8 protein-coding genes are annotated in these 14,892 nt (G+C 70.3%); 2 read left to right on the top strand and 6 right to left on the bottom strand.

Translation table 11 applies throughout. The annotated features are described in order from the left end of the window. Nucleotides 1-40 precede the first annotated feature (40 nt). Nucleotides 41-1,333 (top strand): sensor domain-containing phosphodiesterase, encoded by a 1,293-nt coding sequence (locus MYA_RS05395; protein ID WP_011884081.1) that lies wholly within the window; start codon nt 41-43, stop codon nt 1,331-1,333. 169 nt (nt 1,334-1,502) lie between these two features. Here the strand turns inward: MYA_RS05395 and arfB are convergent, their stop codons facing one another. Genes arfB through recC form a run of 4 tightly spaced genes read right to left on the bottom strand, consistent with a single transcriptional unit; the run spans nt 1,503 to nt 11,264 of the window. Further along, a complete protein-coding gene (gene arfB, locus MYA_RS05390; RefSeq protein ID WP_011884080.1) occupies nt 1,503-1,907 on the bottom strand; it encodes an alternative ribosome rescue aminoacyl-tRNA hydrolase ArfB in 405 nt (134 codons plus the stop codon). Further along, complete coding sequence (locus MYA_RS05385) at nt 1,904-4,228, bottom strand: AAA family ATPase (protein ID WP_014722771.1); 2,325 nt, start codon at nt 4,226-4,228, stop codon at nt 1,904-1,906. The genes arfB and MYA_RS05385 overlap by 4 nt, the downstream gene beginning before the upstream one ends. Continuing rightward, complete coding sequence (recB, locus tag MYA_RS05380) at nt 4,225-7,929, bottom strand: exodeoxyribonuclease V subunit beta (protein WP_014722770.1); 3,705 nt, start codon at nt 7,927-7,929, stop codon at nt 4,225-4,227. The genes MYA_RS05385 and recB overlap by 4 nt, the downstream gene beginning before the upstream one ends. Continuing rightward, nucleotides 7,926-11,264: an exodeoxyribonuclease V subunit gamma gene (gene recC / locus MYA_RS05375; RefSeq protein WP_014722769.1), complete on the bottom strand. Its 3,339-nt coding sequence runs from the start codon at nt 11,262-11,264 to the stop codon at nt 7,926-7,928. The genes recB and recC overlap by 4 nt, the downstream gene beginning before the upstream one ends. A 181-nt stretch (nt 11,265-11,445) precedes the next feature. On the opposite strand from recC, the gene MYA_RS05370 reads away from it, so the two are divergent. Beyond that, nucleotides 11,446-13,737 carry an FUSC family protein gene (locus MYA_RS05370; protein WP_014722768.1) on the top strand — a complete coding sequence of 764 codons (2,292 nt, stop codon included), beginning with the start codon at nt 11,446-11,448 and terminating at the stop codon, nt 13,735-13,737. Between the two features lie 312 nt (nt 13,738-14,049). On the opposite strand, the gene MYA_RS31900 is transcribed toward MYA_RS05370, so the two are convergent. Both MYA_RS31900 and MYA_RS05365 read right to left on the bottom strand, forming a co-directional pair. Next, nucleotides 14,050-14,211 carry a hypothetical protein gene (locus tag MYA_RS31900; RefSeq protein WP_011884072.1) on the bottom strand — a complete coding sequence of 54 codons (162 nt, stop codon included), beginning with the start codon at nt 14,209-14,211 and terminating at the stop codon, nt 14,050-14,052. Between the two features lie 190 nt (nt 14,212-14,401). Then, nucleotides 14,402-14,872, bottom strand: coding sequence for an Lrp/AsnC family transcriptional regulator (locus tag MYA_RS05365; protein WP_014722767.1), 471 nt, complete (start codon nt 14,870-14,872; stop codon nt 14,402-14,404). Between the last annotated feature and the right edge of the window lie 20 nt (nt 14,873-14,892).

Genomic DNA, 14,892 nt, shown 5'->3' with positions numbered 1-14,892 from the left:
CACGAGACCGTCTCGCCGATCGCCGCAGGGCATCTTCGACATGAAGCCTGCCCGCGACCTCCACCGCGAACTCTCGCTCGACTCCCTGCTCGAACGCCTGACTCCGACGCCCGGTGGGTGGGTGGCGACGTACCGCGACACGACGCTGCGCAGCGTGTTCCAGCCGGTGCTGTCGATCACGCACAAGCGCGTGGTCGGCTACGAAGCGCTGCTGCGCGTCGTCGACGCAAACGGCGCGCTGACGTCACCCGCCGCGCTGTTCGACCGCACGCGCGCGGCGGCCGACGTGCTGCTGCTCGACCGGCTCGCGCGCGGCCTGCATATGGCCAACTTCGTCGCGCAACGCATCGGCGACGGCTGGCTGTTTCTGAACGTGACGCCGCGCGTGCTCGATTCGGGCCTCGTGCAGCGCGAATTCGTCGACGCGCTGTGCAGGCATTTCGGATTGCCACCGAACCGCATCGTGCTCGAAGTCGTCGAGCAGGCGGCGCGCGACGAAGATGCGCTCGCCCGCACGATCGACATGATCCAGCACCGCGACTTCCTGATCGCGATCGACGATTTCGGCACCGGGTTCTCGAATTTCGACCGCGTGTGGCGCGCCCGGCCCGATATCGTGAAACTCGACCGCTCGCTGGTCGAGCGGGCGAATTCGTCGGCCGACGATCGGCGGATCATGCATCACCTGGTGTCGATGCTGCATCAGGCCGGCGCGATGGTGCTCGCCGAAGGCGTTGAAAGCGACGACGCGCTGCAGACCTTGATGGAAGCCGACATCGATTTCGTGCAGGGCTTCTGGTTCGGCCAGCCGGATGCGTCGATCGCGCAAGCGAGCGCGGCGGCGCCCGCGCTGCTCGACGCCGCATGGCGGCGTTTCATCGCGCAGCGGCATCGGCCCGCCAGCGACGGGCAGCCCGGCTTCGATGCGATCGAGCGGCTGGTGCTCACCGGGGCGGCGACGTTCGCGGCGAGCGGCAGCCTGGAGGAAGCCGCGCAGCGCGTGTTCACGGTGCCGGCGGCGCGGCGCGTGTTCGTCACGGACGAGATCGGCGAACAGTTTCTGCCGTCGATCGGCGCGCGCGTCGACGCCGGTCAGGCTGTCGGCACGCGGCTGTCGCCGCTGTTCCCGGAAACGCACAGCAACTGGTCGCGGCGCCCGTACTTCCAGCGCGCGATCGCCGCGCCGGGCCGCGTTGCGCTGATGGGCCCGCATTTCTCGCTGACCGAAGGCCGCGACTGCTATACGGCAGCCGTCGCGATTCGCGCGGAAGGCCGTCTCGTGGTGTTCTGCGTCGATTTCGTGCTCGACCGCGCGGGCACGGTGATGCGGTAGGGGGCGCTGGGGCGCGGGTGAGGAGTGGAGTTGGCGGTGGTGTTGACGGTCGGGCGCTCGCGGTGGAGCGTGGAGGTCGTGGTGGTGTCTGTGGTTGACCGCGGCGGTTGGCGGTTGGCGGTTGGCGGCCAGCGGTCGGCGACCGACAGCCAACCGCGCTGGCATTTCGTCAGTCGATCACCTTCCCTCTTCCCGACTTCACGACGCTGCGGCGCGACTTGTGCTCGAGGCGCCGCTCCTTCGATGCGCGCGTCGGCCGCGTCGCGACCCGCGCGCGCGGCGTGAACGCGACGCTGCCGATCAGCGCGTCGAGCCGCGCGAGCGCCGCCTCGCGGTTTTTCTCCTGCGTGCGGTACTCCTGCGACTTGATCACGACGATGCCATCGCGCGTGATGCGCTGGTCGGACAGCGCGAGCAGCCGCTCCTTGAGCACCGGCGGCAGCGACGACGCGCGGATATCGAAACGCAGGTGTATCGCGCTCGACACCTTGTTCACGTTCTGGCCGCCTGCGCCCTGCGCGCGCACGGCCGTCCATTCGACGTCGGCCGGATCGAGCGTGTAGCGGATCATCATCGTGACGTCTCCGTGCGGCGGCGCGCGAGCGCCTCGTCGACGCGGGCCGCCAGCCCCGAGTCGCGCTGCGTGCGCGTCGCAACCGCCTGCGCCAGCACGCGCCGCGGGCCGATCACCTGCACGCGCGTCCGTGCGCGCGTGACGGCCGTATAGACGAGCTCGCGCGTCAGCACGCGGCCGAACGACGCCGGCAGCACCAGTGCGGCCTCGTCGAATTCCGACCCCTGCGACTTGTGGACCGTCAGCGCGAATGCCGTTTCGTGCGGCGGCAACGCGGCCGGCGACACCGCGCGCGCGGTGCCGTCCGCGCGCCGGAACCATACGCGCAGCACGCCCTGCGCGTCAGGCAACGCGATGCCGATGTCGCCGTTGAACAGCCCGAGCGCGTAATCGTTGCGCGTCACCATGATCGGCCGCCCGGTGAACCAGTGCGCGCCGACCGCGAGCGGCACGCGCGCCGCCTGCCGCACATGCGCGGCCACCAGCGCGTTGACGTGCTCGGCGCCGCGCGAGCCCGTGCGCGTCGCGCACAGGATCCGGAAACGGTTGAGCGCATCGAACAGCGGCAGCGGATCGGGTACCGTCTCGGACAACGCGGTGCGCAACGCAGCGAGGTACGCGCCGAACCGGCGTGCAAGCCGCTCGACGGTGGACGGCGCGAGCGTGTCGCCGGCGTCGTCATGGAACGACGCGGCGGCCGCATCGTCGGCGGGCAACGCATCGAGCGCGGCCTGCACGTCGCCGCGACGGATCGCGAGCGACAGCCGTCCGATCGGCGAATCGAGGCCGAAGCGGTAGTTGCGTTCGAGCCACACGACGCAGTCGGCCAGCGGCGCGGGGGCGAGCGCGGGCGGCGCTGTATCGGCACCGACCGCGAGCGATGCGGCGGCCGATGCGAGCGCCGCCGTTTCAGCGTCACCCGGTTCGAATGGCGCAAGCTCCACCGCGTCGAGCCACGCGAGCTCGTCGGCCTCGATCCATGCGGGATCGCCGATCGGGCGTTCGGTGGCAGTTGGCCCGCCAGGCGGTGCGGACGCCGCAGACGGGACGGCCGGATCAGGCACATCCGCTTCGGCCTGCGGCGCGTCGTCGAACAACGACGCCTGTCGCGGATCCGCACTTCGCCGCGTCGACGGCTTGCGTGCGGTACTCGCGGCAGCATGCGGAACGGTTCGGTCTGGAGCGGGAGCGGGAGCGGGAGCTGAAGTCGAAACCGGAGCCACAGCAGCAACCGCATTCGCCGCATCGCCGTCCGGCACCGGCAATGCCACAGCAAACGCGCCTTCGGCGATGCCGAGCGCCGCCGCGATGCGCGTGCGCGCAGCGGCACTGAAGGTCGGCCGCGCGCTGAGCTCCGCGAATACGGCGCCGGCCTCGACGGCCGCGAGCTGGTCCTTGTCGCCGAGCAGCACGAGCCGCGCGCCCGGTGCGAGCGCGTCGAGCAGATGCGCGGCGAGCGCGACGTCGATCATCGACGCCTCGTCGACCACGATCAGGTCGTACGGCAACGGATTGTCGCGATGATGCCGGAAGCCCGTCGACCCGCCGCCGCCCAGCAGGCGATGCAGCGTATACGACGTCTCGGGCAGGCGCGCCGCCAGCTCCGGCGGGAGATCGCCCGAGCGCGCGTGCAGCGCTTCCTGCATCCGCTGCGCGGCCTTGCCGGTAGGCGCGGCCAGCGCGATGCGAAGCCCCGGCTGCGCATCGAGCAGACAAGCGAGCACGCCGACCACGGTCGTCGTCTTGCCGGTGCCCGGCCCGCCGCTGACGATCGTCACGCGTCCGGTAAGCGCGACGATCGCCGCGACGCGCTGCCAGTCGACCTCGCCGGTCGCCGGTCCGAAGTAACGCGCGAGGCTCGCACGCAAGCGCTCGGAAGACAGCGCGTCGTCCGGTGCGGCCGCGTCGGCCTGGGCCACCAGCGCCTCGGCGAGACGCCGCTCGTAATCGAAATAGCGCGACAGATACAGCCGGTCGTGCCGGTCGACGATCAGCGGCCGCTCGTCACCGCGCTCGAGCGTGCCATAGGCAACCAGCCCGCTCGCTGCCAGCGCCGCGCGCACGTCGTCGACGGGCTCATCGTAGCGATGCGCGAGCGCGCCGAGCGCGACGCACACATGGCCGCCCGCCGTCGCGCGGCTCGCCGCGAACGCGGCGCGCGCGGCCCAGCGCGCAGCCGCGGCCGGCGCGCCCGCGCGACGCGACAACTCGCCGATGCGGCGCGCGAAACCCTCGGCCAGCGCTATGCCGAAATCCGCCGGCTCGGGCAGGCGCGCAACCAGGCCACCGGTGAATTCGAGCGTGTCGTCGGACGCGTTCATGCGCGGCCCCCTTCCATCATCCGGTCGAGCGCGTCGACGAGTTCGCGGGTCGGCCGCCCCGCATGGACGCCGGCCGGCATGCCGGCGCTGCGCCAGCCGGGCCGCACGCCGCGCACGAACAGATACAGGTAGCCGGCCATATGCGTGTCGTAGTCGTAATCGGGCAAGCGCGCGCGCAGGTAACGATGCAGCGCGACCGTATAGAGCAGCGCCTGCAGGTGATATGCGTGATCGGCCATCGCAGCGTCGAGCGCGCGCGGGCCGTACGCGTCCGGCGTATTGCCGAGGTGGTTCGACTTCCAGTCGACGATCCAGAAGCGCCCGTCGTGTTCGACGATCATGTCGATGAAACCCTTGATGAAGCCCGCGAGCGCACCGGCCTCCAGCGCGACGTCCGGATAACCGTGCGCGACCAGCAGCCGGCGCAAGGCGCCAAGCTCGAGCGACGGCGCCGGAAACAGGAAGCCCATTTCGTCGAGCCGCCTCGCCGGATCGAGATCCGCGAGCCGCATGCCCGGCACGAGTTCCGTGTGCACGACGTCGTCGACGAGCCGCACCATCATCGCCGGCAGCCGCACCGCGAGGTCGGGCTCGGCCTCGACCGGCCGGTCGTGCAACGCGCCGAGCGCGGCCTGGAGCCACGAATCGGGCTCGGTGAAGCGACTCAGTTCGAACAAGCGGTGCAGGCACTCGCCCGCCGCAGCGCCGCGCGGAAACGTCAGGATGTCGTCGTCGGGCGGCGCCGACACGACCGTGTCGGCGCCGACGAGCGCGAGGTCCGCGCTCACCGCGGCAAGTGCATCGTGATCGGGCCGCAACTCGTCGTCCGGCACGCTCGCGACGCCCGCTTCCTCGCGCGCCATCGACGCGGTCAGCGAACTGAAACTCGCGATGCGCCACGCGTCGCGCAACATGCGCGTCGCGCGGCGCGCCGCCAGCGCTTGCGAGTCGTCATGGCCGGCCGCCACGCGTTCGCGGCGCGCGGGCACCGGCAACGGCGCCACGCTGAGCGGCCCACCCGCGAGCGCCTGCCATGCTGCGCCGAGTTCCGCCTCGTCGGGCGGCTCGTCGAGCCACGCGTCGAACGAGCGGCCCGCGCCGGCCACGAGCCAGTTGAGCACGCTGCGGCGCGCCTCGCGCGTCGAGCGCGACGACAGATACGGCCCGGCGACCAGATAGCAGCGATAGACGGCGCGCGTGAGCGCCACGTAGACGAGCCGCGCGCGCTCCGCCGCCTGCTCGCGCAAAACCTGCCGCGCCGCGTGCGCGGCGGCTTCGTCGTCGCATCCGTAATGCAGCACCGCATCGCCTGCGTCGTCGTGATACTCGCGTGCGTCGGGCAGCGCCGACGTCGGCGGCTCGCGTAGCCCGCCGTCGTTCAGGAACGGACAGAACACGACCGCGTATTCGAGGCCCTTCGATTTGTGGACGGTGACGATCTGCACGAGGTTGCGGTCGGATTCGAGACGCAGCTGCGCCTCCTCGCCGCCGCCGTCGAGCCGTTGCGCGGCGAGCCAGCGCAGCGTCGGAGCGATGCCCGGCTGCGCGGACGCGCGCGCCTGCGTCAGCTCGGCAAGATGGTTGATGTCGGTCACGCGGCGCTCGCCGTCCGCGCCGGCCATCAGCCGCTCGGCGATCCGCAGCTCGCGCGTGAACGTGCGCCACATCACCGCGAAGCCGCGCTCGCGCCACAGCAGCCGGTAACGCGAGAAGCGCTCGACCCAGCTCATCGCATCCGCGCCGTCCGCCGCATCGCGCGATGCGTCGCCATCGCCCTGCTCCATGCGCCACAGCGCATCGGCATCGAGGCCGAACCAGTCGGCGGCGAGCGCGGCACGCAAGCGCCGCAGGTCGCCCGGCGCGTCGATCGCCGCGAGCACGCGCTCGAGCTGCTCCGCGTCACCCGTCGAGAATACCGATGCCTGCGCAAGCTCGACGCTGCCGATGCCCCAGGTGGCGAGCACGCGCTTCACGAGGCTGCCCTGTCGGTGCGTCTGCACCAGCACCGCGATGTCGCCCGGCGACAGCGGCGTATCGCCGAGCCGCGCGTGCCCGTCGCGCGCGCCGCGCATCAGCCGCGCAATCTCGGCCGCGCACGCCTGCGCGGCCTGTGCCTGCGCCTCGCGCTTGTGCAGTGTGCCGTCGCCGCCCGGCAACGCCCAGATCCGGAAATCGCCGGCCGGACCCGGATCTGTCTCGTCGATGAACGGCGCCCGCACGCGCGTGCCGGCACGCACCGCGTAATAGTCGAGCCCGTCGAGCACGAACGCGTGCGGATTCGACATGAAGAAGCGGTTGCACGCGTCGACGATCGCCGGCGTCGAACGCTGGTTGACCGCGAGCGTGTAGCACGCGCTCGCGCGTGCGCGCGCGGCGAGATAAGTGTGCAGATCGGCCGCGCGGAAGCTGTAGATCGCCTGCTTCGGATCGCCGACGAGAAACAGCGGACCGCGCGGCGCGAAGATCCGGTCGAAGATCGCGAACTGCAGCGGGTCGGTATCCTGGAATTCGTCGATCAGCGCGGCCGGATAGCGCGCACGCAGCGTCTCGCCGAGCCACGGGTGCGCCTGCAGCGCCTGATACAGGTTCGCGAGCAGATCGTCGAACGACACGACCCGGCGCGTGCGCTTGCGTTCCGCCAACTCGGCCGGTGCGCTGTCGAGCCAGTCGGCGACCAGCGCGAGCCAGCGGGCGCGCTGCGCGGCGTCGGCTGCCGCGACCGCTGCTTCGAGCGCATCGGCCACGTCGAAGAACGCGTGTTCGGGCGTCGCGCCGCCTTTTTTGGTCGCCTTCACGAGCGCCGTGCGCGTGAGCCTGAGCGCGGCCTTCGGCAGCGCGGCCGCGGCATTGCGCTGCGCGAAGTGCGCAGACCACGCGCCGAACGCATCGGCGATCGCCTCGGGCTTGTGCGAGCGCTGGTTGAGCGCCGGCTGCGCGGCGCGCAGCAGCGCATCGATCGCATCGCGCTCGTCGGCCCACATTTGTGCGGCCTGCTCGAAGCAGGCGGCGGCCGCGGCCTCCGCCGACTCGTCGGGCTCGGCGACGCCGTCCCAGCGCAGCGCGGCCAGCGGCTTCTTCAGCCGACGCGCCAGCTGCGCATCGAGCGCGGCCGGGCCCGCGCCCGAATCGACGAGCCACGTCGCGAAGCGCGGCCAGCGGGCGGCCATCGGTTCGACGCGCGTGCGCCAGAAGTCGGCGGCCAGTTCGAAGCGCAGCGCCGCATCGTCGGCCTGCATGTCGAATGCGAACGGCATCGCGGCGGCGAACGGCGCCTCCTGGAGCGCGCGCTGGCAGAACGCGTGGATCGTGTGGATGGCCGCCTGATCGAACGCGCGAAGCGCGCGCCGGATCCGCTTCGCCGCCGTGTCGGGATCGAGCGCGCCGCCTTCGCCGAGCGTCGTCTCCAGCAGTCGTGCGACGAACGGGTCGCCGCCGTCGTCGCCCGTATCGAGCGCATGCGCGAGTTGCGCCAGCCGGCCGCGAATGCGCTCGTGGAGTTCGGCGGTCGCGGCCTTCGTGAACGTCACCACGAGGATTTCGTCCGCGCCGAGATCCTTTTCGAGCAGCAGCCGCACGTAGAGCGCGCAGATGTTCCACGTCTTGCCGGTACCGGCCGAGGCCTCGATCTGGTTGACGCCGTCGAGCGGGCATGCGAACACGTCGAGTTCGAGCGCCGCCGGCGATCTGGATGCGGCGTTCATTCGAGCTCCTTCAGATGTTCGAGCATCGGCTCGAATACGAGCCGCGCGAGCGTGCCGAACGGCTCGTCGAGAGACGGGTGCGCACCGCGCCACGCGATCGCGATGGCCGGATCGTCCGCCTCGCTCGCCACACGTTCGTTGATCCACACGCTCGCGGCCTTCGCGTCGCCGTCGGACACGCACGCCCATGCGCTGCGCGGAAAGAACCGCAGCGGCATGCGGCGGCCCGCGCGAAACAGCGCGGCGAGCGGCGCGAGCCGCTCGAGCGGCGCCGCGACCGGCGTGAGCTCGAATGCCCCGCCGCTGCCGAACCACAGCGAGCGGCGCGGCCCGTCGGGCTCCACCGCGCAGTAGACGAGGTGCGCCAGCCACGCCGACAAGTAATCCCGCGCGCTCGGGCGTGCGTAGCGATAGATCACCTGACCGGCCGGCGTGAGCCGGTTCAGCGTGCCGTGCAACTCGAGCGGCGCGCTCACCGCATCGGCCGACAGCATCGCGTCGTGCACGCCGAACAGTTCATCGGCGGTTTCGGGCCATGCAGGCGCGATCGTGAGCGTGAACGGCCGCCGCGCGACGCCTTCGGCGAGCGCACGACGCACGTTCGACGCGAGCTGCGTCATCGAGCCGAGCGCCTGGTCGCGCCACACGGCGCCCGTCGCGCCGCCCGGCAGTTCGGGGCTCGCGTCGGCGATGCGCAACGCGTGATCGTGCACGTCGCGCTCGTCGGATTCGATCAGCAGCGGCAGCAGGCGCTCGGCGAGCGCGTCGCTGCCGGCGAAGTCGAGCGCGAATGGCTCGGTGTCGAGCAATTCCGCCTGCGCGTCGGACAACACGATGCCGAGCCGCGCGCGCAACAACGCGCGAGCCGGATGACGCCAGAACCGTTCGAATTCGCCGAATGCGACCGGCTCGACCGGCTCGGCCGCCAGCGGCTGCGCGAAGAACGGCTGCTCCCGCGACGCATCGCGTGCGGCTTCGGCCGCGAGCAGCGACGCCAGCGTCGCGCGCTCGGCGTCGTAAGATGCGAGTTCGCTGCCGGGCCGGAAATACTCGGCCGCGAACGGCTGCAGCGGATGTTCGACGACGAACGCGCGGCGCGCGGCGTCGACCGCCTCCGGCGCGGCGTCCGCGCCGGCCGTGACGAGCGCGAGGTGATCGAGCAGTTCGTCGACGAGCGCCGCGGGCGGCAACGGCGCGTTGTCGCGGATGCTGCGGCCGGTGTACGCGATCAGCAGCCGATCGCGCGCGGCGAGCAGCAGGTCGAGGAACAGGTTGCGCTCGTCGTCGCGGCGCTGCCGGTCGCCGAGCTTCGGCAGCACGGCCATCAGGTCGAACTCGTCGGCACGGGCGAGGCTCGGCAGCACGCCGTCGTCCATCCCGAGCAGACATATCACGCGGTACGGCAGCCCGCGCAAGCTCGTCAGCGACGAGAACGTCACGCCGCCCCACGGCACGCCGCCACGCGCCGGATCGTCGAGCGCGGCGGCCAGCCCGGCCCGCACGACCGCAGCGGGCAGCGCCTCGTCCGGCGCACCTTCGGTCATCGCCGCAAGCATCGCGTCGAGCGCGTCGCGCACGCCGGCAAGCGCATCGGCATACGCGGCGCCCGAATCGAAGAAGCGCGCGAGCGTATCGGCGAACAGCTCGCTCCATGCGCGCGGCGTGAGCGCACCGGCAAGCCGCTGCGCGAACCCGTCGAGATCGTCGGTGAAGCGGGCCAGCCGGCCGAGCAGCTCGGCCTCGCTGCCCGTGGCCGCCTCGATCGGCAGCCATGCGCCGATCGGCGCGGCGCCTTCGGGCATCGCATAGCCGAGGAACAGGCGCGCGAGCGCATCGGCGAACGTATGGCGCGGTGCGGGCACCGCCGCATCGTCGCTGACCGCCGGCGACAGCCCGCGTCGCGCGCCCGCGGCCGCGAGCCAGGTCTGCACCGTCTCCAGCGCGGCCGCGTCGATGCCGTAACGGGCTGCGACTGCGTCGACGCGCAACCATTCGACCAGCTCGGGCGCGCCGACCTGCCGGTCCGGCAACGCGAGCCATTCGAGCAGCACGCGCGCGACCGGGTTCGCCTGCGACGGCGGCAGCCCGGTGATCCGGTACGGCACGCGTGCCGCCCCGGCGCCCGCCGTGCCGAACACGGCGTCGATCAGCGGCCCGGCCGCCGCGAGATCGGCAACCGCCACCAGCACGTCGGACGGCTGCAGTGTCGCGTCGGCGTCGAACCATGCCAGCAGGCGATCGTGCAACACCTCGAGCTGGCGCGCGAGGCTGTGGCACACGTGCACCTCGATCCCGCGCTCGGCCGGCGCGTCGCCGAGCTCGGCCTCGGGCTGCAGCCCGAGAATCGCGTTCTGCACGCGCGCGAGCCAGCTGGGCGCCGCGTTCTCGACGAAGCGCGACGCATCGCCCGACGCGGCGCTTTCGGTCAGCTCGTGCAGCATGTGCAGCTGCGCCTGCGTCTGACGGCCCCACTCCGCAAGCAGCGGATGGCCGACCTCCTGATAGTCGAGCCGCCCGGCCGCATCGAGCGCCTCCGCATGCGCGGCCGTGACGATGTCGAACCAGAATTCTCGACAAGGATTGAGCGCGTAAATGTGCACGTCGATCCAGCGCGACAGCTCGCGCAGCAGCGCGACGTGCAGCGGCGGCATCGTGGGCAGCGCGAACACGCAGACCGATTCCGGCCACTCGGCGCGTTCGACCGTCTCGGCATCGAGATTGCGCGCCTCCACGAGAAAGCGATGCGCCGGCGGCGTGCCGCTGTCGCTCAACTCGGCGAGCAGCGCGCGCCACAGCGCCGCCTGCCAGCGCTCGTCGTCGCGCGCCGCGTCGCTGATGCCGCGCGGTGCGGCATCGCCCGCGAGCACCGATTCGCCGGCCTGCCACGCCGCCAGCCATTCCGGCCGATAGGTCAGGTAGTGGTCGAGCACGGTCGCGACACGCTGCGCCAGCTCATAGCGCATCGCGTCGTCCGACGCGCTCAGGTACGCCGCGAGCCGCGGCGACGCGAACCACGGCGCACCGTCCGCAGTCTGCGCAAACCGCCGGTAGCAGCGCCACACGAGCCGATCCGGTGCGAACGGCGAGCGCGCGGGCACGGTCAACACGCGACCGATCTGCGCCCACAGCCATTGCGCGAGATACGTGAACTCGACGTTCGCGCAGACGCCGTGGCGCGCGGCGATGTCGAGCTCGAGACGGCGGCGCAACGCCGCGCTCGGCACGATCACTTGTTGCGACGCCCACGGGCCGTTGTGGGCCGGGAACGCGGCCAGATCCTCGAGCAGCGCATCGGCCAGCGTTTCGTGACGGTTCGAGTAGAAAAGATGGAGCATGAAGCGGGTGTCGGAGCGTCGCGTCGGCCACGCCGTGCGAACAGGAGCGACAAGGATAGCAAAAGGGGCGGCGCGGCGAAGTTCGGCCGAACGGCCAGGTTTTGCGGGCCGCGAAATACGATAGACTCGTCGCCAGTCAATACGCTGTCCCGGGCGTCTTCGTCTGCCATTACGTTCATCGATGCGCTATTCGGTCGAAATCAGAAAGTTTCTCTACAGCCAGTACTTCTTCGGTGGGCTGAGAATCGCGTTCGGCGTGTCGCTGCCCGCGGTGCTGTGCCTGATCGTGTTTCACAACCGGGAGCTCGGCTTCACGATCTCGACCGGTGCGCTCGGCGCGTGCGTCGTCGACATGCCGGGCCCGCTGAAGTACAAGCACAACGAAATGCTTGCGTGCAGCGTGATCGGCTTTCTGGCCGCGCTCGCGACGGGCCTCGCCACGCCGCACATCTTCGCGCTGTGGCTGACGATCGTCCCGCTCACGTTCGTGCTGTCGCTGATCGTCGTGTACGGCAACCGCTGGCCGCAAATCAGCTTCGCGACGCTGTTCATGATGGTGATGACGCTGGAGGAGAACTTCACGCCGCTGCAGGCGTTCGTCAATGCCGGCTGGATTCTCGCGGGCGGCCTCTGGTACACGTACTGGGCGACCATCGTGTCGCAATGGCAGGCGCGCCGGATCGAGCAGCAGGCGCTCGCGGAGAGCCTGTTCGCGTGCGCGGACTACCTGCAGGCGCGCGCGCAGTTCTACGACCTCGACGCGGATCTCGACGAGTGCTACCGCAATCTCGTCGCCAAGCAGATCACGGCGGTCGAAACGCAGGAAACCGCCCGCGACATCGTGCTGCGCAACCTGCCGAAGCTGCGCCGCGGCAAGCTCGATCCCGGCCGCACGACGATGTACAACCTGTTCATCAACAGCGTCGACCTGCACGAGCTGTTCGTCGGCGCGCATACCGACTATCCGCTCGTGCGCAACACGTTCGGCGGCTCGGACCTGATCATTTTCTATCGCGACCTGATCGGCAAGGCGGCGGCCGATCTCGAGGAAATCGGCCTCGCGGTGCTCGAGAACCGCGCGCCGCATTCGCGCATCAGCGTGAAGGCCGAACTGCGCGCGATCGAGTACGAGATCGAGCTGATGCGCAAGAAGAACTTCGCGGCGGCCAATGCCGAGGCGTACGCGGCCGTGCTCGCGACGTTCCGGCGGATCTGGAGCGCGACGCGGCTGATCGACCGGATGCGCCGCAACCTGTCGGGCCGCGCCGATCCGCAGCAGACCGAACTGAAGATCGACAAGGCGCTCGTGCGGTTCCTGCAGCGGCGCCGGATGTCGCCGCTGCTGATCTTCTCGAACCTGAACATGCGCTCGCCGAGCTTTCGCCACGCGCTGCGCGTGACGATCGCCGTCGCGGTCGGCTTCTGGCTCGGCAGGCTGCTGCCGCTCACGAATGCCTACTGGATCGTGATGACGACCATCATCATCCTGAAGCCGGGCTACTCGCTGACCAAGCAGCGCAACGCGCAACGTATCGTCGGAACGCTGATCGGCTGCGCGGCGAGCATCGCGCTGATCTATTCGGTGAAGGAGCCGCACGTGCTCATCGCGATCATGTTCGGATCGATGGTGATGAGCTACAGCCTGCTGCTGTTCAACTATGCGGCGAGCGTCGTGTTCACTTCGTCGTACGTGCTGCTGATGTTCCACCTGCTCGCGCCGGGCAGCATGCGCATCATCGGCGAGCGCGCGATCGACACCGTGGTCGGCTGCATGATCGCGATCGCCGCGAGCCGGCTCTTCCCGTACTGGGAATACCGGCTGATGGGCAAGCTCGTGACCGACATGCTGAGATCGACCCGCAAGTATTTCGAGGCGGCGTGGCGCGCCGGGCGCGGCGCCTCGGCGCCTGCCGTGCCGGTCGCGGACGGCGCGGCTGCCGTGCCGGTCGTTGCCGCGGCGATCGAAGCGCCGTCCACCGCGCTCGACGACGACTATCGCTACCGCCTCGCGCGCAAGGACGTGCACATCGCATTCGCGAACCTCGGGCAGGCGTTCCAGCGGATGATGATCGAGCCGAAGGCGCACCAGCGCTTCGTCGCCGAACTCAACGACCTGCTGGTACAGGCCCACGTGCTCGGCGCGCAGATCACCGCCGCCGCGCCGCTGATTCGCAGCGCATGCTCAGCCGACGGGCAGCGCGTTCACGACGACGCGCTGCATCGCGGCCTGTCCGCCGTGCTCGACAACCTCGAAAAGGCGGAAGCCGGCGAGCCGCCGCCGGCCGACCATCTCGATACGACCAGACAGATCACGCGCGCGCTCGACGAAATGGTCGTGTCGGCGGAAAAATCGGACGCCGTGGGCGCCGACCTCACGCACGACCTGAAGGTTCTCGCGCACCAGTGCAAGCAGATGCTGGCGTCATCGCTGCTGATCCGCAAGGACGCGAGCGTCATCCGGCTGCCGGCGTGACTAAGCGGGTGCGCAATGGTTCGACCGGCCGATCTTCCCGGCCGCGCGTGCCTCGTGACGCGTGATTCCGCGCGCGATCAACACGGTGCGTGAGCGCATTCTGCTGTTCCACGTGCTGCCGATGCCGTGCTGATGTCGATCGGTCGGTGGACCGGCGTGGGCAGCGTCGGCAGCCTTCGGAGGCGAGCGCAGGCTGCGTCGGCCGCGTCGGTCCCGACGCAACAGAGCGCGCCGTCGCGCCTTACGCCTCTTACGCGCACAGCGCGCCCGCCCCGTAGAGCACGCGCCTGCGGCTGCGCGCCCGCGCCGACGTCAGTGCGACGCGGCGCTCGCGGCCTCGGCCGGGTGGGCTTCGTCGTACGCGTGCTTCTGCGAGATCGCGTTGTACATGATCGTCCCGATCACCAGGAGTACGGCCACGACGATCAGGATGCTCACGTTGCGGACTGGGTTCTTCTTGCGCTGATCGTTCATGGCCGGTGCGGCTCCGTCGAATTCGTCGAAGCGGGCATTCTACGCGCTTGCGCCCGTTACGACGCGCCGGGTTGCGCCGTCGCACTGCGCCCCTGGTTTTCCGTCGAACATCGTTTCCGTGCGCGGGCGCGCGCCGCTGACGGGCAGGCAACACGCCGCACAGCGCCGACCGATGTGCGCGCGCACCGCATTACGCCAGCTCGGACACGTCGCGCACCGGCAACGCGGTCGAATACTTGATCTGCTCCATGGCGAACGACGAGCTCACGTCGAACAGCGGCACCATGCGGATCAGCTGCTTGTACACGCGGTCGTAATCGTCGATGCCCGCCACCACGACACGCAGCAGATAGTCGGTTTCGCCGCTCATCCGATAGACCTCGACGACTTCCGGCATGTCGCGCACGACTTGCGTAAAGCGCTGGGCCCACTCCTCGGTGTGCTGGTTCGTGCGGATCGCGACGAACACGGTGGTGCCGACGCCGAGCTTGCGCGGGTCGCACAGCGCGACCTGCGCACGGATCGCGCCGGTTTCCTTCAGTCGCTGCACGCGCTTCCAGCACGGCGTCTGCGACAGGTTCACGCGCTGCGCGAGTTCGGCGATCGGCAATGTGGCGTCCGCCTGCAACAGCTCCAACAGCTTGCGATCGATGGCATCCATTTCCCTGGTCCCTCGTAGAT

The organism is Burkholderia sp. KJ006, from assembly GCF_000262695.1.
Taxonomy (GTDB): Bacteria; Pseudomonadota; Gammaproteobacteria; order Burkholderiales; family Burkholderiaceae; genus Burkholderia; species Burkholderia vietnamiensis.
Note: the sequence above shows the minus strand (reverse complement) of the source record. Positions and strands in the feature narration are given on the sequence as shown.